General features: G+C 69.7%; 12 protein-coding genes. 6 read left to right on the forward strand and 6 right to left on the reverse strand.

The window, feature by feature from the left end; translation table 11 throughout:
* Positions 1-108 precede the first annotated feature (108 nt).
* Complete coding sequence (locus H5368_RS10690) at positions 109-993, forward strand: CHAD domain-containing protein (protein WP_182824423.1); 885 nt, start codon at positions 109-111, stop codon at positions 991-993.
* Here H5368_RS10690 and H5368_RS10695 read toward each other — a convergent pair.
* The 5 genes from H5368_RS10695 to H5368_RS10715 form a co-directional block, all read right to left on the reverse strand.
* Positions 983-3,961 carry a TonB-dependent receptor gene (locus tag H5368_RS10695; RefSeq protein WP_182824425.1) on the reverse strand — a complete coding sequence of 993 codons (2,979 nt, stop codon included), beginning with the start codon at positions 3,959-3,961 and terminating at the stop codon, positions 983-985. The genes H5368_RS10690 and H5368_RS10695 overlap by 11 nt on opposite strands.
* A 115-nt stretch (positions 3,962-4,076) precedes the next feature.
* The gene (locus H5368_RS10700; protein WP_182824427.1) at positions 4,077-5,543 is read right to left on the reverse strand and encodes a phosphoesterase; all 1,467 of its coding nucleotides are present in this window, start codon (positions 5,541-5,543) and stop codon (positions 4,077-4,079) included.
* Positions 5,544-5,701: 158 nt separating this feature from the next.
* Positions 5,702-6,406 carry a L,D-transpeptidase gene (locus H5368_RS10705; RefSeq protein WP_255486509.1) on the reverse strand — a complete coding sequence of 235 codons (705 nt, stop codon included), beginning with the start codon at positions 6,404-6,406 and terminating at the stop codon, positions 5,702-5,704.
* A 2-nt stretch (positions 6,407-6,408) separates the two neighbouring features.
* A complete protein-coding gene (locus H5368_RS10710) occupies positions 6,409-8,709 on the reverse strand; it encodes a filamentous hemagglutinin N-terminal domain-containing protein (protein WP_220486630.1) in 2,301 nt (766 codons plus the stop codon).
* 48 nt (positions 8,710-8,757) lie between these two features.
* Positions 8,758-10,416, reverse strand: a complete 1,659-nt coding sequence (locus tag H5368_RS10715; RefSeq protein WP_220486631.1) for a ShlB/FhaC/HecB family hemolysin secretion/activation protein — start codon at positions 10,414-10,416, stop codon at positions 8,758-8,760.
* Between the two features lie 530 nt (positions 10,417-10,946).
* Here H5368_RS10715 and H5368_RS10720 point away from each other — a divergent pair.
* Together H5368_RS10720 and H5368_RS10725 are read left to right on the forward strand one after the other, a co-directional pair.
* Positions 10,947-11,372: a DUF2231 domain-containing protein gene (locus tag H5368_RS10720; RefSeq protein ID WP_182824431.1), complete on the forward strand. Its 426-nt coding sequence runs from the start codon at positions 10,947-10,949 to the stop codon at positions 11,370-11,372.
* Positions 11,369-12,661, forward strand: coding sequence for a sorbosone dehydrogenase family protein (locus H5368_RS10725; protein ID WP_182824433.1), 1,293 nt, complete (start codon positions 11,369-11,371; stop codon positions 12,659-12,661). The genes H5368_RS10720 and H5368_RS10725 overlap by 4 nt, the downstream gene beginning before the upstream one ends.
* Positions 12,662-13,053: 392 nt before the next feature.
* Here the strand turns inward: H5368_RS10725 and H5368_RS10730 are convergent, their stop codons facing one another.
* Entirely contained in the window at positions 13,054-13,692 is a 639-nt protein-coding gene (locus tag H5368_RS10730; RefSeq protein WP_182824435.1) for a TetR family transcriptional regulator, read from the reverse strand.
* A 166-nt stretch (positions 13,693-13,858) separates the two neighbouring features.
* On the opposite strand from H5368_RS10730, the gene H5368_RS10735 reads away from it, so the two are divergent.
* Genes H5368_RS10735 through H5368_RS10745 form a run of 3 tightly spaced genes read left to right on the forward strand, consistent with a single transcriptional unit; the run spans position 13,859 to position 19,736 of the window.
* A complete protein-coding gene (locus H5368_RS10735) occupies positions 13,859-15,133 on the forward strand; it encodes an efflux RND transporter periplasmic adaptor subunit (protein WP_182824437.1) in 1,275 nt (424 codons plus the stop codon).
* Between the two features lie 3 nt (positions 15,134-15,136).
* On the forward strand, positions 15,137-18,289 hold the full coding sequence (locus H5368_RS10740; protein ID WP_182824439.1) for an efflux RND transporter permease subunit: 3,153 nt from the start codon (positions 15,137-15,139) through the stop codon (positions 18,287-18,289).
* On the forward strand, positions 18,282-19,736 hold the full coding sequence (locus H5368_RS10745) for an efflux transporter outer membrane subunit (RefSeq protein ID WP_182824441.1): 1,455 nt from the start codon (positions 18,282-18,284) through the stop codon (positions 19,734-19,736). Before H5368_RS10740 ends, H5368_RS10745 begins: the two co-directional genes overlap by 8 nt.
* Positions 19,737-19,766 lie beyond the last annotated feature (30 nt).

Here is a 19,766-nt window from a genome sequence, read left to right on the forward strand (position 1 = left end):
ACCTGCAGGACATCGTGATTCAACCCGACACGGTAGCGGCCGGACATGTCATTGCGATGGCGGCGCGGACAGTGGCCCGCGCGGCAAGGCCGCGCTAGGCTCGGCGCCATGGAGCCCCGGGTCCATGAAGTGCTCAAGGCGTATGTCTCGGCGCAGCTCGAGCGCGCCATCGACTGCCTCGCCTGGTCCGGGCGGCGCCGGCACCGCGGCGTGCACCAGGCACGCAAGTCCCTGCGGCGCGTGCGCGCCACGCTGGCCCTGGCCGGCGACGCGCTCGGCCCGGACCTGGCCCTGGTAGATGCAGCGATCCGTGAAGTCAACGTGTCCCTGTCAGCGCTGCGCGACGCGCAGGCGCTGGTGGAAGTGCTCGAGCGCCTGGCACGGCACGAGGATGGGGCGAAAACTTTGGCCTTGCTGGCATCGGTGCGTCGTGCCGCGGTCGCGCGGCGGGTGACGGTGCTGCGCGGCCACCTGCGCACGGACCCCGAACTGCGCGGCCGTAGCGAGCGACTGGTCGCGCTCGGGCAGCGCATCGACGCACTGGACTGGGCCAGCCTGACCGCCCGCCAGGTCGAGGACGGACTGGAATACTCCACGCAACGTGCGGCCAAGGCGGGCCGCAGCGCGATCAAGGGTGGCGGTGATGAACGCTGGCACCGGTGGCGACGTCGCGTGCGGCGGCTGGGGCAGCAGCTGCACGCCTTGGGCAGCGCCAGCCAGCCGATCGATCGGCACTCGAAAAAACTCGCCCGGCTGCTCGGCAATGCGCAGGACCTGACGCTGCTGGCGATGCATTGCGGCCGCGACTCGCCGTTCGCCGCGGACGACCGGCGCGCACTGGCCCGGTTCGCGCGCAAGCAGGGCAAGCGCGCGCGCAACGACATCCATGCGCATGTCACGCGCCATGGTCGGCGGATGCTGGCCACGGGCGAGGCCGGCCCGGGTGGCGGGCGCCACCAGGACCGGCCAGGGGACGATCCGATCAGAAGTTGAGGCGTACGCCGACCATGTAACGCGCACCGAACTGCTCGAACTCGGTGGTGCGCTGGCGGTCGCCCTGGTAGCGGATGCCCGCTTCGTCAAGCAGGTTGTTGGCGTCGAAGTACATCTCGACGTTGTCGTTGAACGCGTAGCGCAGCGAGAAGTCGAGGCGGCTGACCTCGTCCCAGTACGCATCGCCCAGGATGTCGCCGCTGCCGATGCTGTCCACCCACGCGTCGCGGTACTGCCAGCTCAGGCGCGCCGACAGGCCGTTGGCTTCGTAGTACAGCGAGGTGTTGTAGATCAGGTCGGACGCGCCCGGCAGCGACACGTCGCGGCCATCCGGCGTGGTCGCTTCGCTGTCGTTGAAGGTCACGTTGGCGCTGATGCCGAAGTCACCGACCCACAGCGGCAGGTCGAAGCGCTCGGCCAGCGGGCCGAACTTCTGCGAGTACGCCAGTTCCAGGCCGCGGATGTAGCCGTCGCCGCCATTGGCCAGTGTGAAGTAGGTGTACTCGGAGCGGTCGAAGCCCGGGCGGTCCAGCACGTTCTGGCCGAAGCGCGGGATCTCAACGTCGAACAGCACGTCGCGCAGGTTCTTGTAGTACACGCCGGCCGAGAAGAAGCCCTGCGGCCGCATGTACCACTCGAAGTAGGCATCCACGCCGACCGACTTCTCGGTGTCGGCATACGGATTGCCGCCGTCGATCTCGCCCTCCTCGTCGTTGATGGCGAAGTTCGGCCGCAGGTCGGTGTAGTCCGGGCGTGCGGCGCCGGTGTTGGCCGAGAAGCGCAGCTTCATCTCGTCGTTGAGGTCCCAGTTGATGTGCACGCTGGGGAAGAACTCCACGCCGCTCTCGCTGACGGTGATCCGCTCGTAGCCGTTGTCGTCTCCAGCGTACGCCGAGGAGGCGTTGCGGGTGTACTCGCCGCGCACGCCGGCGACCATGTTGCCCCAGTCGAAGCGCGTGGTGGCCATGCCGTAGACCGCGCCGATCTTCTCCGAGACTTCGTACCATTCGTCGAACGCCACGCTGCCCACCATCCCGCCGGCACCCTGCGCGCGCAGCCCGTCGAGCAGGCCCCAGGCCTTGCCTTCGTCGTGGTAGCGGAAGCTGTAGCCCAGCGGCAACGCGCCCTGGTAGGGCTTGTCGGAGGCGAAGTCGGCCATGGTCGGCTGGGCGATGCCCATCGCGGCCAGCTGCGCGGCGGTGACTTCGAAGCGCGCCTGGTTGTTCTCCTTGCTGCGGTCGTCGTACTGCATGCCGAACTGCAGCTCGGTCGGGCGCCCGAACAGCGTGGTGTCACGGAACAGGTCCATGCGGGCGCTGTAGGCGTCGGTTACCGCCAGGCCGGTGTTGCTACGCAGGTTGACGAAGTTGTAGTCGTGCGAGTCCAGCGAACGCTTCAGGTCGCCCTTGGAGAACGAACCGTCCGCGTTGCGGATGGTCTCCCACAGGGTCACGCGGTGCAGTTCGCGGTTTGTGAAGTCGTAGTCCACGGTCGGGCGCAGGGTGCGCTCGGACGGGCTGACCCAGGTGGAGTTGAACGATGGACCCGATTCCTGCTCGGCCTCCGTGTAATTCAGGCGCCAGCTGGCACGCCAGGCGTCGAAGTCCTGGTCGCCGCCGAGGGTGGTGGTGAAGATGCTCTGCACGGTGTTGCCAATGTTGAGCGTGCTGTCCATCTCCACGCCGTGCACGGTGCCGAGCCACGGCGTGTTGCCGGTGCGCACGTCGGCATAGCCGGTGCGCTGCGCCTCGGACTGCGGGCGCGTGTCGCTGGTGCGCACCGCGTTCGCATCGAGGTCGAACTCCATGGCGTTGCGCAGTTCGTGGTCGCTGAACTCGGTGTAGATCGAGCTCAGGAAGAAGCGGTGGTCGTCGCTGGGGCGGAACTCCAGGCGGCCGCTGACCGATTCGTTCTCGCGGGTCAGGCGGTACAGCTTGTTCTGGTGGGCGTCGAACCAGACGCGCTCGCTGCCGCCAGGCTCGCGGTCCTCGCTGGCGACCTCGGGGTCGGACTCGAAGTTGTCGGTGACCATGTCGCGCGAATACTTCGAAACCGACAGCAACGCGCCCCAGCGGTCGTCGGCGAACTTGTTGGAGATGAAGGCGCCCCAGTTCTGCTGCTTGCCGCCGCCCAGGTCGTTGTAGCCGATGCCGGCATCGGCGCCGAACTTCAGGCCTTCGTAGTCGAAGGGGCTGCGGGTGATGATGTCGATGTTGCCGGCCAGGGTTTCGCTGGGCATGGCCGCGGTGATCGCCTTGCGCGCCACGACCTGCGACGCGATCGCCGAGGGAATGGTGTCCAGGCGCGCGGTGCGGCCGCCCGGGCTGATCACGTTGACGCCGTCGAACGCGATGGTGGTCCAGCGCGCCGGCGCGCCGCGCAGGTTCACGTAGCGCTCCTGGCCCTGGTCGCGCTCGACCGCGATGCCGGGCAGGCGGCTGAGCGAGGCCGCCACGTTCTGGTCGGGGAAGCGGCCGATCGAGTCGGCGGCGATCACGTTGACCAGCGACACCGAGGCGCGCTGCGCCTGCAGGGCGGCGTACTCGGATTCGGCGATCGGCGCGGCGCGCACCACGATCTCGTCCAGCGTGGTCGCGTCGTTGCCCATGCCGACGGCCACGGCGGCCTGGGTCGTCTGCCCGCCGGTGACGTCGACGGCCTGCTGGCGGTCCGGGCGACCGATGTAGCTGACGGTGAGTTCGTGGCGACCGGCGGGAACGCGGTGCAGGGTGAAGCTGCCGTCGGACGCGCTCACCGCCACCACGTTGAGGCCGCTGATGCGCACTTCGGCGCCGGCGAGGTAACCGCCGCGGCCGGCGTCGGACACCACGCCGCTGATGGTGCCGGTGTCGGCGCGTGCAGCGGCGCCCTGGTCGGCCGCGGGCGTGGTGGCCGTCTGGGCATGGGCCTGGGCCTGCATGGTGAGGGCGAGCGCAAGCGCCGTGGCAAGCGTGGAGATCCTGGACATCGTGGTTTTCCCTGGAGTGAAGATGTGCGCAGCCCTGCCGGTCGAGGCGACCGGCGCGGCATGCACGGATGTGCGGAGGTGGTGGGGTGGCGGCGCGTGGCGCGGCCGGTGCGGCTCAGTGGACTTCGATGAACACCGGGTTGCTGTAGAACCACAGGTCGGTCCACGGGTCGTCGCCCCGTGGATCTGCGGACGGCTCGAGTTCGCCGGTGCCGGTGCCGCGCACGCGCAGGTAGCTGGAGGTGGCGACGTCGCGCAGGGTGTGGGTCATCGTCAGGTACTCGCCGTCACGCTTCCAGTCGGCGGCAGCGAAGCGACGCTCGACGCGGGTGGTGGGGTTGGCGTCACTGGTGCGGTCGGAGACCGCCCCGCTGACCGCACCAACGATCAGGTCGATGCGCGCGACTTCCGGCGAATGGCCGCCGTGGTTGCTGCCGGCCGGGTCGCGCACGCGGATGGCGACGCGGACGTCGCTGCCGGCATGCGCATGCAGCCTGCCGCCGATGCGCGCGGGCGCGCTGCTGTCGTCGCCGGCTTGCACGACCACGTCCAGCTCCGAGATGAGGTCGCCGGTGGTGACGAACACGCGGCCATTGCGGATGCCGTCGAGAATGTCGTCGTGGCGGTGCTCGGCCAGCACGTAGGTCTTGGAGTATTCGCCGGGCCAGAAGTCGCTGCCGCCCTCGCGCCAGTGGCGATGCGCGTCCGACGTGGAGGTGACCCACCAGCGCCGGCCTTCGCCGAGCATGGAGTCCCAGAAACCGCCGAGGCGCGCGGTCATCTGGTCGAAGCCGCCCATCGTGGGTGCGTTCTTGTAGCCGCCGCGGGCGCCGGCCGGATCGTTGCCGCCGTCGGGGTTGATGGTGGCCGCCTGGTGCCCCGGCGCGCCTTCCATGCCGACCGCGACGTGCGGCGCGGTGTCGTTCCAGTCGCGGAACTCCGCCGGTGCGTACTTGCCGTACACGCCCACCGCGGTCGCCGAACGCGATGGATGGTTGGCGATGAGCACCGGCGGCGCGTCGAGTTGGCCCATGTGCCGCAGTGCTTCGAGCATCTTCGGCTCGGCGTCGCGCGCGGGATCGCGTGGCCACGCATCGCGCTGCGACCAGCGCGACTCGATCACATGCAGGTGCGCACGCTCATCGTGGGTGTGCGGCATGATCAGGCTGCTGTGGTCGCCGCCGGGTGTATCGAATTCCATGCCGAAGAACTGCACCACCTCGGGCACCTCGCGACGCGCCTGCTGCAGCGCCGGCCAGGCGTGGTCGTGATTGATCTTGGCGTGCTGCGGGCCACCGTGGTCGGTCAACACCATCCAGCCCAGGCCGTGTTCGCGCGCCTTGAGTGCATTGGTGGTGATGGAATAGCGGCCGTCGGCACCGAACACCGGGGTCGGCGCCACGCCGGGCTCGGTGCCCTCGACGTAGTCGGCGCTGAATTCACTGTGGATGTGATGGTCGCCGGCCAGCCAGCGCCGGTCGCCGTTGTCGAACAGCGCGGCCGGATCCGCCGGCAGCGACGCGCAGCCGGCGGTGGCGGCCAGCAGGATGCAGGCCGAAAGGTACTTGGTACTGTTGTGCATGACTTCCCCGAGGCCGCGCCCGTCCCTGGACGTGATCCGATTGCGAGACGGTTGTGGTGGGCGCGGCGCGGACGCCACGCATGCTGCCGATCACGTGTGATCGCTCACAGCATGTCCCACCCGGGTGACGCGTCGGGGACGGTGAAGCAACGGTTTTGTTACATCGCCGCATCCACGTCGTACGAACCAAACACCTCGCGCGCCGTGCGGGTTTCCGGAAGGATGTAGACCACGCCGTTGCTGTGGCTGAAGGCGGGGCTCACCACGCCTTCGTAGAACGCCACCGCCACGTTGATGCAGCCGTAGGAGATGCGGTTGTCATCGGGACTTGCGCTCTGCAGCCGCTCGGCGCGTCGCTCCGCCGGCGTGCCTTTGGCGACGCGATGCAGCGCGAGCGCGGAATCGTAGTCGATCCACAGGATCTCCTGGCCCTTGAGGTCCGGCGCCAGCGAGGCGACGAAGCGACCCGCCGGTGTCGTGCGCTCCTGCGGCGTGACCGCGGAGAGCTTGCGCTCGCCGAGGCCTGCGGCCGTTCCGTCGCCGCGCTCCATGCCCAGCAGTGCCGGTCCATCGCCCTGCAGTTGGCCGTCGCGATCGAACACGAACACCCGTGCCGCGGCCTTGTCGACCACCATGTACGGCATGCCGGCGTTGTCGCCGGAATGCAAGGCCCAGTGCGCGACATGTCGGGTTTGCGCCGACGCGCTCGCGTCCTTGAAGTCGGCAAGCCGCGGCGCACTGCCGTTGGCCCAAGCGGCGCCCGGCAGCACCACCAGCAGCAGGCAGGCGCCCGCCAGGCGGGCCCCCGCATGCATCGCGTTGCGCGTCGCCGTTGGCACGCGCGGACGTTCCGGATCCGCCATGGCTAGTTGCGGTACGGCTTGGGCACGCGCACCGGCGCCACGTACACGGGCACCTCGACCGGCGGCGTCTCCACCAGGGTCTGCGTGGGCTTTTCGTCGGTGACGCCCGGCGTCGGGTTGTCCGGCGGCGCCAGCGGCAGGCGCGGGCGCGGGGTGGGCGCAAAGATCGGCTCACGCGTCGGCGGCGGCACCAGCGGGGTGCCCGGTGGCGGAACCGTCGGCGGTGGCGTGGTCGGGGGCGGCGCCGTCGGCGGCGGCGTGGTCGGCGGCGGAGTTGTGGGTGGCGGCGTGGTCGGCGGCGGAGTAGTGGGCGGTGGCGTGGTCGGCGGCGGCGTGGTGGGCGCGGGCGTGATGGTGCCCGTGGTGTGCGCCGCCACCGTGCCGCAGCAGTTCACCGCCAGCGCGTACGCGCCGGCATTCGGGCCGCCGAGCGTGTAGCCGCTATAGGTGATGCCACCGGTGCCCTCTTCCGGACTGTCGAAGTTGGCTACGGCGTCGGGGCCGGCCACCAGGATCACGCCATCGGGGTTGCCTTTCAGGCCGGTAAGCGTGGTGGCCGTGGTGCCGTCGTAGGGCCGGTCGCCGCCGGTGGCGAACACCAGCATGTACTGCCGCAGCGCGGCGCCTTCGGTGAGGGTGAACCTGGTGGAGTAGTCGGTGGGCGCGGTGTAGGACACCGGGTTGTAGTAGATCGCCACCGGGGCGGCGGTCACCGTGGCCGGCGGCGCCAGCGAATCGAACACGACCGTGCCGCCCTCGATGCCGGGGCCGGTGCCGTCGGTGTCGGCGCTGAGCGTGAGGCCGCGCGCCAGGCCGAGGCTGCGCGTGGGGTCGTCGGTGCCGCGGGTGAGGGTGATCGCACCCGCCACGTTGACGTCGTTGGCCGCGCACATCATCAGGTTGCCGTCGGTCACGGTGATGTCGGCGAACTGGTTGACGTCGCGCCCGGCGGCCAGCAGCACGCTGCCGTTGGTGGTGGTGATGGCGGCATTGACGTTGACGTCCTGACCGCAGCACACGGCGAGGTTGCCGTTGGTGGCGGTGATGGCCGCATTGATGTCGACGTTGCGGTTGGCGGTGAGGGTGAGCGTTGTGGGTGCGCCGCTCGCCGTCCAGCTGACCGCGTCGTTGACGAAGATGTCGCCGTTGCCCGTGCCGCCGCCGACGGTGCTGATTTCGACGTTGGTGGTCACCAGCTGGGCCGACAGCGTGGAGCCGGCGATGTTGTCGCCGGGCGCGCTGCCGATGGTGAAGTCCTGCGGATCGATCAGCCAGCGGCCGGTCTGGCCGAGCGGGGCGGCGGTGGTCACGCGCACGCCGCCGTCGACGTTGACGGTCGCCGCCGACGTCTCGATGAAACCGCCATTGCCGCCGCCGGGCGCGCTGGCGTCCAGCGTGCCGCCGAGGTTCACCGTGCCGGACTGCATGTCGCCGAGCAGCACGATGGTGCCGCCGCGGTTGCCGATGGACTGCGCCTGGACGACGCCGGTGTTGTTGACGGTGGTGTGCAGCAGGTTGCCTGCGGCCTGCGCCGTCATCAGCACGCGGCCGCCGTCGGCGCGGATCATGCCGCCGTTCTCGGCGAGCGCGTTGACCGCGCCGGTCGACACCGCGACGTTCAACAGCCCGTCGCCCGCGACGTCGAGCGTGACCGCCTCGCCCGCGGCCAGGGCCACCGTGCCCAGGCGGGCGACGATCACGCCCTGGTTGCTCACGCGCTGGCCCATCAGTGCCACGTGCCCGCCGTCGCGGGCGGTGATGCTGCCCTGGTTGACCACCGCGCCGTCGCCGGCGTTGCCGAAGGCGTGGTTGCCGGCCTGGAAGTCGGCATCGCTGAGGCGCATGGTGGTGGCCACCAGGCCGCCGACGTTCACCGACGCGCCCTGGCCGAACAGGATGCCGTTCGGGTTGAGCAGGAACACCCGGCCGTTGGACGACAGGTTGCCGAGGATCACCGAGGGATCGGAGCCCAGCACGCGGTTGAGCGCGATGGAGTCGACGCCCGGTTGCACGAACTGCACCGACTCACCCGCGGCGATGCCGAAGTCCTGCCAGTTGATGGAGACGTTGCGGGTGGTCTGGGTGATGACCGTGTTGCCGCCCTGCTGGTCGATGTTGGCCGCGCCGGTGGTCACCACGCCACCGGACGGAGGCGCCGCATGGGCCGACGCGGCGAGCGCCAGCAGCACCGCACCCGAGAGTGCGTGCAGGCTCATGGCACCGAGGCCGCGGCCGGTGACGGGACGACGGGCGCGGGCGGGTGTGGCGCGCCGGGCCTGGATGGAAGCGTGGGCAAGATGCATGGCTGATCCTTCAAATTTTGGGTGGGCAGGCGGCGGACGGGCGGCGGCTCAGAAGTACTTGATGGCCTGGATCCAGAAGCGCCCGGACCTGTCGGGGGCGGAGATCGCGTCTTCGCCGCCGAGCTTGCGGGCGTAGTAGCTGCGGACCGCGAAATTGCCCGGGTCGTCCCAGGTGGCACCGATGCCGGCACCGCCCAGGCTGCGCGTGTTGTCGCCGGCAAACCACGGGTCCTTGTCGACGGTGATGCGGCCGCCGTCGACGAAGCCGAGCAGGTGCACCTGGCCGGGCACGTGCCCGCTCAGGCCCGGCAGCAGGCGACGCACTTCGAGGTTGGCGAGCAGGCCTTCGTCACCGAAGCCTTCGCCCTGCGGGTAGGCGCGCACGCCATCCATCCCGCCCAGCACGAGCTTCTCGGAGGCGTCGAGGTTGCCCGAGGCGACCTGGCCGCCGAGCGCGCCGTACAGCGACCAGAGGTCGGTGAGGCGCTGCAGGCGCGAGACATTGAACGCAAGCCTGGTGTAGCCGCCGTGGGCGCGTGCCGTGACGTCGTCGACCGCGCGCGCCGACGGCGTCTGGATGTCCAGGTCGCCCGAGGACAGGGCGAGATGGAAAGCGTTGGCACCGCCGCCGCCGAAGCTGTCGTAGTGGTTGCCGTACAGGCTGGCCGTGGCCACGCGTGCGCGCTTGTCGGTGACCACGTCGAACAGGTCGATGCGGTCCTCGAAGCGCCGGTGATCGTATTGCAGGCCGGCATACAGATTGGTCTCGCGCGAGCGGATCAGCGGGATGGAGCCGAACACGCTGGCGATGTCGGCGGTGCCGTGCGCACCGAGGCCGTCGTACTGCTCGCCGAGTTCGTACTCCAGGCGGCTGAAGGCCACGCCGGCGGTCGCGCGGCCGAACAGCATCTGGTACGCGCCCCGGCCATACGTCAGCCCCGAGCCCGAGGTCAGCAGCCGCAGCGAGGCGACGTCGCCGCGTCCCAGCGGGTTGTTGAGGTTGACCGTGGCGCCGAGGCGGTATTCACCGGTGTACGGGTTGCCGGCGTTGTCGGCATCGACGCTGCCGGTGACGCGGCGGCCGGGGGTGATGTCCACCACCAGGTCGGAACTGCCCGGCGCCTGGCCCGGCACCATCGTCGATTGCACGACCACGCCGGGGATGTCGGAAAGCAGCAGCAGGCGCTGTTCGATCGGGTCGATGGTCAGCGCATCGCCGGGCGCGAGGCCCGCGAGGCGGCTGTGCGCCACGTCGTCGGCCAGGTTGCTCTGGTTGCGCAGGGTGACCTGGCCCAGCACGCCCTCGCTGACCGCGATGGTCACCGTGTTCGATGTGATGTCCTGCGCCGGCAGCCAGGCACGCGCGACGAAATAGCCGTTGTCGCGGTAGTGGCGGGTGATGCGCGCGGCCATCGCCTGCAGCTGCGCAAGCGTGAGCCTGCTGCCCGGCGCGAACCCGGCGATCGCGACCAGTTCCGATGCGGGCCAGGCGCTGGCGCCGGTGACCTGCAGGCGCTCGACCAGCACGGTGGGCGCGTCGGCGGCTGCCGCGGCGGGCGCGATCCCATCCTCGATGCGGATCTGCGGTTGTGCCGCTTGCGCGGGCGGTGGCGTGGGCAGCTGGCGGAGCTGGCTGCCGGCACCGGGGAGCTGTTGCGCGACGGCGCCGTGGCTGATGGCGAGCAGCATCAGCGGCAACAGTTTCATTCGTGGATTCATGGCGTGCGTCCTGGCGGTGTCGGCCGCCGGGCCACGTGCGCGTGCAAGTGGCTCCGGGCAGTCGCTGGAGAGGTGGGGGGTGGGGGGTGCGCTGCGCGGCTCGGGCGCGGCGTCTGGAGGCTGGCAAGGCGCAGGCGCTCACAGCACCCGCGGCTGCGGATGCGGTGCGAAGGCGGTATGCGGATGGCCCCTGTTCCTGGAACGTGTGCAGCGTCGTGTGCCGAAACCTGATTCGGCGACGCTGAGTTCCAGCCTTGCGTGGTGGGCGGCACGGACGGGCCGTGTGGATGGAGCGGCGAAAACCCGGGCGCCTGGCGGCCGGTTGGATCGCAGTGAACACGGCCATTAGCGGCCAGCCGGTCTGAATCGGCTGTGAAATCGTAGCCGGCCGCGCAATCGGTCCGCATTGTTCCAGTACCGTCGCGCCATGGGTACGCGCGGGTTGTTACCCTTCCCGGGCTCATCCGCGCCCGCACGTGTCAGCTGCCGGCGCTTCCCAACCTTCAAGGAGAAACGCCGTGGCTGTCGCTGCCGAGCGTCGATATCAACGCGCAATCCATCCGCTGCATGCGTTCCTGCTTGCCGCGGCCTTCCCGCTGTTCCTCGGCGCGATGGTCACCGACATCGCCTACGGCCGCACGTTCGAGATCCAGTGGAGCAACTTCGCGTCCTGGCTGCTCGCCGGCGCGCTGGTGTTCGCGGCCTGCGCACTGCTGTGGAGCGTGGTCGACTACTTCCGCGGTGACCGCGGCACGCGCCCGCTGGTCTACATGTTGCTGCTGCTTGCCACGTGGGTCGTGGGCTTCATCGCCTCGCTGGTCCACGCCAGGGACGCGTTCGCCATGATGCCGACCGGCCTGGTGCTCTCGGTAATCGCCACCGTGCTCGCGGGCGCCGCGGCCTACCTCGGTTTTTCCGCCATCCGCGTGGGAGACAGGGCATGAAGCACCTGAAGCTGTTCACGGCCATCGGCCTCGTCACCCTGCTCGGCGCCTGTGGCGGCGGCAGCGATCCGGACCCCGCGCAGTACGGCGCCAACCCCGAGCTTCCGAAGCAGGAACGCGGCCTGATGCCCGACATGGTCATCGCGAAGCCGGCGGAGTGGGGCGACCTGGTGCCGAGCGTGCCGCAGGGCTACGCGATCAAGGCGATCGCCACCGAGCTCAACATCCCGCGGCAGACGCTGGTGCTCCCCAACGGCGACATCCTGGTAGCCGAGGGCCGCGGCGGCAACGCCGGCAAGCTGAAGCCCAAGGACGTGATTGCCGGACGCATCAAGGCGCAGGGCAATACCAAGGTGAAGAGCGGCAACCGCCTGACGCTGCTGCGCGACCCCGATGGTGACGGCAACTACGAGCGCAGCGTGTTCGCCGAAGAACTCAACGCGCCGTACGGCCTCGCGCTGATCGGCAACACGCTGTTTGTCGCCAACCAGGATGCGCTGGTGAAGTTCGACTACCAGGACGGCCAGGTGCGCGCGAGCGCGCCGCCGGTCAAGGTGGCGGACCTGCCTTCGGCGATCAACCATCACTGGACCAAGTCGCTGACGGCGAGTGCCGACGGGCGTTTCCTGTACGTCGGCATCGGCTCCAACAGCAACATCACCGAGCGCGGCATGGTGGCCGAAGCCGACCGCGCGCTGGTCTGGGAAATCGACGCGCAGACTGGCGCACACCGCCCGTATGCCACGGGCCTGCGCAATCCCACGGCGCTGGCCATCGAACCGACCACCGGCCAGCTGTGGGCAGTAGTCAACGAGCGCGACGAACTCGGCCCGAACCTGGTGCCGGACTTCCTGACCTCGGTGCGCGAGGGCGGGTTCTACGGTTGGCCGTACAGCTACTGGGGCCAGAACGTCGATCCGCGCGTGCGTCCGCAGGATCCGGACAAGGTCGCCGCGGCGATCACGCCCGACTACAGCCTGGGTTCGCACGTCGCCGCGCTGGGCGTGGACTTCTCCACCGCCACGATGGGCGCGGGCTTCAGCGAAGGCGCGTTCGTGGGCGAGCACGGCAGCTGGAACCGCAACGATCCGGTCGGCTACAAGGTCATCTTCGTGCCCTTCAGCAACGGCCGTCCGTCGGGTCCGCCGGTGGACTTCGTTTACGGCTTCCGCGGTGAAGACGGCAAGACCCGCGGCCGTCCGGTCGGCGTGACCGTCGATCCGCGCGGCGCGCTGATCGTTGCCGACGACCTGGCCAACACCATCTGGCGCGTGACCCCGGCGCTCTGAGTCCGGTCCGCTGCAAGACAAAGGCCCACCGTCGCTGGTGGGCCTTTTTTTGGTCCCTTTCCTGTCGAGTGAAGGCGTGGCGCTGATTGGGCGCCGGGTACCAAGGCCCTTGAGGACTCATGTCCCCCGGCGATGGCCTTGCGGCCATCGCCTCCTCCTTGACTTTGCCCTCAAGGGCCTTGGCACCCGGTCCGCGCAGTACGCAGTGGCTCCAGAGCACAACCCGCGTTCTGGTGCATTGCTCTTCGGTACCTGCCGTCAGCGCCGAGCCCCGAAGTGGCCGGGAGGCCTTCGCGGGGAAGTAAAAGAGGAGGCATCCGCCGCCAGGCGGATCCGGGGGCGAAGCCGCGAAGGCCTCCCGGCCACCGCGGCGAGGCCGCAAGCAGCTGCGGTCAGTCGCGCGGCAGGCGCGCGGCGGCGGTGGCCATCGCGCCGAGTGCCAGGTCCACGGCGGCCATGCCGTCGCGCTGCAGGTCGACATTGTCGGGATCCACCAGATAGGCGCGCATGACGCCCGAGATCATGAAATGCAGGGCCATCGCGCAGCCGTGCGCGTTCATGCCGGCGCGCAGCTGGCCGAGGTCCTCCGCGCGCTGGAACGCGGCATTGATGCGCGCGTGCGTATTGCGGAACCCGGATTGGCGCAGGTCGTGGACCTGGGTGGTCTCTGCGGTGATCTCGCAGCGAAGCTCGATCACCTCGATGGCGTTGCGCACGTGCGGCTTGTCGACCACGTCGGCGAACGACGCGCGCAGCATTTCGCGCAGGTCGGCGAGGGGCGTGGAGCCCTCCGGGCGCGACGCGTATTCCAGACCGTGCAGGAAGGGCACGGTGACCCGGCTGATCACCGCTTCCAGCACTTCGGTCTTGTTCTTGAAGTGCCAGTAGACCGCGCCGCGGGTCACTCCGGCGCGCACCGCGATCGCCTCGAGGCTGGTGCGCGACATGCCGTGCTCGCGGAAACACGCTTCGGCCGCGTCGAGGATGCCCTCGCGCGTGACCAGCGCTTCCTCTTTGGTTTTCCTGGCCATGGCGGCTGAACGCTCCTGTGCGAGATGAGAGTGTAGCCCACTTACATACATCCATGAATGGTTGTATATTGCGCCGTCCCCATTCAGACCAGCCCTTCGCCCTGTACCAACGAGGCGGAACAGGCGCTGGCTTTCCCTCATTCCAGCACGCCAAGCGAGCCGACCCATGTCCCAGCACCGCCGTCGCCACCTCCTGATGCCCCTTTCCGCCGCACTCGCCCTTGCGCTCGCCGCCTGCGGTGGTGGGCAGGACCCGCAGCAGGCGCCCAGGCCGGCGGTGACCGTTGCCACCCTCGCCGCGCAGCAGGTCACCCTGACCCGCGAGCTGCCGGGGCGCACGCATGCGTGGCTGGTGGCCGAGGTGCGGCCGCAGGTCAATGGCCTGGTCGCCAGGCGCCTGTTCACCGAAGGCGCCCTGGTGGAAGCCGGCCAGCCGCTGTACCAGCTCGATGACGCGACCTATCGCGCCGCCGCCAACAGCGCGCGTGCGCAGCTGGCGCGCGCCGAGGCCACGCGCACCGCGGCCCAGCTGACCGCGCGGCGTACCGCCGAGCTGGTCAAGATCGATGCCGTCAGCCGCCAGGACAACGACAACGCCCAGGCCGCGCTCAAGCAGGCCGAGGCCGATGTCGGTGCCGCGCGCGCCGCGCTCGACGCCGCCAACGTCCCGCTCGGCCATGCGCGCATCACCGCGCCGATCAGCGGCCGCATCGGCAAGTCCAGCGTTACCCAGGGCGCGCTGGTCACCGCCAACCAGGCCGCGCCGCTGGCCACGGTGCAGCAGCTCGATCCGATCCACGTCGACCTCACCCAGACCAGCGCGGAGCTGCTGCAACTGCGCAAGGCGCTGGCCGCCGGCACGCTGGAAAGCACCGCGTCGCTGCCGGTCACCATCCTGCTCGAGGACGGCACGGCCTACGCGCATCCCGGCACGCTGAAGTTCTCGGAAGTCTCGGTCGATCCTGGCACCGGCAGCTTCTCGGTGCGCGTGGAGGTCGCCAACCCCGACCAGGTGCTGCTGCCCGGCATGTACGTGCGCGCGGTGGTCGGCGCCGGCGTGCGCAACGACGCGATCCTGGTGCCCCAGCGTGGCATCGGCCGTGACGCCAAGGGCAACACCACGGCGATGGTGGTGGGCGACGACGGCACGGTGTCCGTGCGCCCGGTGCGCGTGAGCCAGACCATCGGCGACGCCTGGCTGGTCGAGGACGGCCTCGCCGCCGGCGACCGCGTGGTGACCGCCGGCCTGCAGAAGATCAAGCCGGGCGACGCGGTGGAAGTGACCGCGGACGTTGCCGACGCGAAGCAGGCGCAGCCGGCCATCGCCGCGCCTGCAGCCGCCGACACCGCCAATGCCAATGCCGATGCCGCTGACGCGGCCACCCCCGCCTCCTCCGGCGCCACCGCACCGGCGGCCGGGGCTTCGGCCTCGAAGGAGTAAGCAATGGCTCGTTTCTTCATCGATCGCCCCATCTTCGCGTGGGTCATCGCGATCATCATCATGCTTGCCGGCGTGCTCGCGCTGACCTCGTTGTCGATCTCGATGTACCCGACCGTGGCGCCGCCTTCGGTCGAGGTGCGCGCGACCTATCCGGGCGCGTCGGCCAAGGTGGTCGAGGATTCGGTGACGCAGATCATCGAGCAGAACATGAAGGGCCTCGATGGCCTGATCTATTTCTCCTCGAAGTCGTCATCCAACGGCATGGCGCAGATCACGCTGACGTTCGACAGCGGCACCGATCCCGACATCGCCCAGGTGCAGGTGCAGAACAAGCTGCAGCTGGCGATGCCGCTGCTGCCGCAGGACGTGCAGCGCCAGGGCGTGAACGTCTCCAAGTCGACGTCGAGCTTCCTGCAGGTGGTCGGCTTCGTGTCCGAAGACGGCAGCATGAACGCCAACGACATCGGCGACTTCATCGGCACCAACATCGTCGACCCGATCAGCCGCGTGCCGGGCGTGGGCACCACCCAGGTGTTCGGCGCCAAGTACGCCATGCGCATCTGGCTGGATCCCAACAAGCTGCACACCTACGCGCTGTCGGTGGCGGAAGTGACTGCTGCCATCCAGGCGCAGAACGCGCAGGTCGCCATCGGCCAGCTGGGCGGCGCGCCGTCGGTCGAGGGCCAGCAGCTCAATGCCACCATCAATGCGCAGGACCGCCTGCAGACACCGGAGCAGTTCCGCAACGTGGTGGTGCGCGCCGAAGCCGACGGTTCGGTGCTCAAGCTGGGTGACGTGGCGCGCGTGGAGATCGGCTCGGAGACCTACGAGTTCATCAGCCGCTACAACGGCCAGCCGGCCAGCGGCCTGGCGATCTCGTTGGCAACGGGGGCCAACGCGATCGAGACCGCGGCGGGCGTGAAGCAGGCGCTCGCCGAACTCGAGCCGTACTACCCCGAGGGCCTGGTGTCGGTGATTCCCTTCGACACCACGCCGTTCGTGCAGGTGTCCATCAAGGGCGTGGTCGTCACGCTGATCGAAGCGATCGTGCTGGTGTTCCTGGTGATGTACCTGTTCCTGCAGAACTTCCGCGCCACGCTGATCCCGACGATCGCGGTGCCGGTGGTGCTGCTGGGCACGTTCGCGGTGCTCGCGGTGCTGGGCTTCTCCATCAACATGCTGACCATGTTCGCGATGGTGCTGGCGATCGGACTGCTGGTGGATGACGCCATCGTGGTGGTCGAGAACGTGGAACGCATCATGAGCGAGGAAGGACTCTCGCCGCTCGAGGCCACGCGCAAGTCCATGGACCAGATCACCGGCGCGCTGGTCGGCATCGGCCTGGTGCTGTCGGCGGTGTTCGTGCCGATGGCCTTCATGTCCGGCTCCACCGGCGTCATCTACCGGCAGTTCTCGGCGACCATCGTGTCGGCGATGCTGCTGTCGGTGGTGGTGGCGATCGTGCTCACGCCGGCGCTCTGCGCCACCATGCTGAAGCCCATCGAGAAGGGCGTGGACCACCATGGCACCGGCCTGGCCGGGCGCTTCTTCGGCTGGTTCAACCGCGGTTTCGACCGCACCAGCGGCAAGTACCGCGGCGGCGTGCGCCGCATGCTCGGCAGCCCGAAGCGTTCGATGACCGTGTTCGCGCTGCTGGTGGTGGTGATGGGCGTGCTGTTCGTGCGCCTGCCCAGTTCGTTCCTGCCCAACGAGGACCAGGGCGTGCTGATGGCGCTGGTGCAGACGCCGGTCGGCGCCACCCAGGAGCGCACGATCGAGGCGCTCAAGGAACTCGAGGACCACTTCATCGCGAACGAATCCGACATCGTCGAATCCGTGTTCTCGGTGCAGGGCTTCAGCTTTGCCGGCATGGGTCAGAACGCCGGCATGTCGTTCGTGAAGCTCACCGACTGGGGCGAGCGCAAGGAGGCGTCGGAGGGCGCGTTCGCGCTCGCCGGCCGCGGCATGGGCGCGATGAGCCAGGTCAAGGACGCGCAGATCTTCGTGTTTCCGCCGCCCGCCATGCCCGAGCTTGGCATCGGCGCCGGCTACACCTTCTTCGTCAAGGACAACGGTGCGCAGGGGCATGAGGCGCTGATCAATGCGCGCAACCAGATGCTCGGCGCCGCCAACCAGAGCCCGCTGCTGCAGGCGGTGCGCCCGAACGGCCAGGAGGACACGCCGCAGTTCCGCATCGACATCGATACCGAGAAGGCGAGCGCGCTCGGGCTGTCGGTGGGTGCGATCAACTCGACCCTGGCCGCGGCCTGGGGCAGCGCCTACATCAACGACTTCATCGACCGCGGCCGCGTCAAGCGCGTGTACCTGCAGTCGGATGCGCAGTTCCGCATGACGCCGGACGATTTCAGCCTGTGGTCGGTAAAGAACAACCAGGGCGAAATGGTGCCGTTCTCGGCGTTCGCCAGCTCGCACTGGGACTTCGGCTCGCCGCGCCTGGAGCGCTACAACGGCGTATCGGCGGTCGAGGTCCAGGGCGAGCCCGCGCCGGGCGTGGCTACGGGCGACGCGATGCTCGAGATCGAGCGCCTCGCGGCTGAGCTTCCGCCGGGCTTCGGCATCGAGTGGACCGCGTTGTCCTACCAGGAGCGTGAGGCGGGTTCGCAGACGCCGCTGCTGTACGCGCTGTCATTGCTGATCGTGTTCCTGTGCCTGGCCGCGCTGTATGAAAGCTGGACGGTGCCGACCGCGGTGTTGCTGGTGGCGCCGCTGGGCATCCTCGGCGCGGTGCTGGCCAACTCGATGCGCGGCATGGAGCGCGACATCTACTTCCAGGTGGCGATGCTCACCACGGTGGGGCTGACCAGCAAGAACGCGATCCTGATCGTCGAGTTCGCCAAGGCGAACGTGGAGCAGGGCATGGAGCTCATCGAGGCCACCATGCAAGCGGTCCGTGACCGGCTGCGCCCGATCATCATGACCTCGCTGGCCTTCGGCCTCGGCGTGCTGCCGCTCGCCATCGCAAGCGGCGCGGGCTCGGGCGCGCAGCGCGCCATCGGCACCGGCGTGCTGGGCGGCATGCTGGTGGGCACGCTGCTCGGCGTGTTCTTCATCCCCCTGTTCTTCGTGGTGGTCAACCGCCTGTTCAGCCGCAAGCAGCACGCACCCGTCGCCACTGGAGTCGACCAGCATGCATAAGCCACTGCACGCGAGCCTCGCGCTGGCCATCGCGCTGGCGGTCTCCGGCTGCGCCACGCTGGTGCCGGCCACCCCCGCCGCCGCACCCGCGATCCCCGTGGAATGGCCGCTGCCCGCGACCACGCGCGCGGGCCAGGCCGGCGCGTTCGCGCCGGCCGATCCGGCCATTGCCGCGCTGCCCATGGCCGATGTCGGCTGGCGCGACTTCCTCGCCGACCCGGCGCTGGAGGCCGTCGTCGCCCAGGCGCTGGACAGCAACCGCGACCTGCGCGTGGCGATCCTCAACGTCGAGCGCGCGCGCGCGCAGTACGGCATCCGCCGTGCCGACCGCATGCCGTCGCTCGGTGCCAGCGCCACCATGGAGCGCGTCGGCGGCGATGTGCCCGACAGCGAGTCGTACGTCGCGGGCATCGGCCTGGCGGCGTTCGAACTCGACCTGTTCGGGCGCGTGCGCAACCTTGGCGAGGCGGCGCTGCAGCAATACCTGGCCACCGCCGAGGCGCAGCGCAGCACCCAGCTGTCGCTGGTAGCCGAAGTCGTCGGCGCATGGCTGGCGCTGGCCTCCGACCAGGAGCAGCTGCGCCTGGCGGAGTCCGCGCTGGAGACCTACGAGCGCACGCTGTCACTCACCGCGCAGCGCCAGGCGCTGGGCGCCACGTCGGCGCTCGAGGTGGAGCAGGTGCGCACCCAGGTGGAAGGCACGCGTTCGGATGTCGCGCGCCTGCAGGGCCAGGTGGCATTGGACCGCAACGCGCTCGACCTGCTGGCCGGCGCGCCGGTGCCGCCCGAGCTGCTGCCGCTGCGTGATTCAGGCGCCGTGGTCGGCCTCACCGCGCTGCCGGCGGGACTGCCGGCGGAAGCACTGCTGCGCCGGCCCGACGTGATCGCCGCCGAGCACCGACTGCATGCCGCCAGCGCCAACATCGGCGCGGCGCGCGCCGCGTTCTTTCCGTCGATCTCGCTGACCGGCAGCGTCGGCTCGGCCAGCGACGCGCTGTCCGGCCTGTTCGACGGCGGCGCCCGCGTCTGGAGCTTCATGCCGCAGATCAACCTGCCGATCTTCCAGGGCGGACGCCTGCGTGCCGGCCTCGGCGTGGCCACCGCCGAACGCGACATCGCGCTTGCGGAGTACGAAAGGGCGATCCAGGTCGGCTTCCGCGAGGTCGCCGATGCGCTGGCGCAGGCGGACGCGCTGGCCCGCCAGGTGCGTGCGCAGCAGGCGCTGGTTGATGCCGCCACGCGCGCCGAATCACTGGCGCAGGCGCGCCACGCGGCCGGCCTCGACAGCTCGCTGGTGCGGCTGGATGCGCAGCGCACGCTGTACGCCACGCAGCAGGCGCTGGTGGCCACGCGCATGGCCGAACAACGCAACCGGGTCACCCTGTACAAGGTGCTCGGTGGCGGCTGGCAGGAGCGCTCGACGGTCGCAGCCGCGCGCGTGGACTAGGGCCCGACCACGCACACGGGCCAGTCACCG

It is taken from the genome of Luteimonas sp. MC1782 (genome assembly GCF_014164605.1).
Lineage (GTDB): Bacteria > Pseudomonadota > Gammaproteobacteria > Xanthomonadales > Xanthomonadaceae > Luteimonas.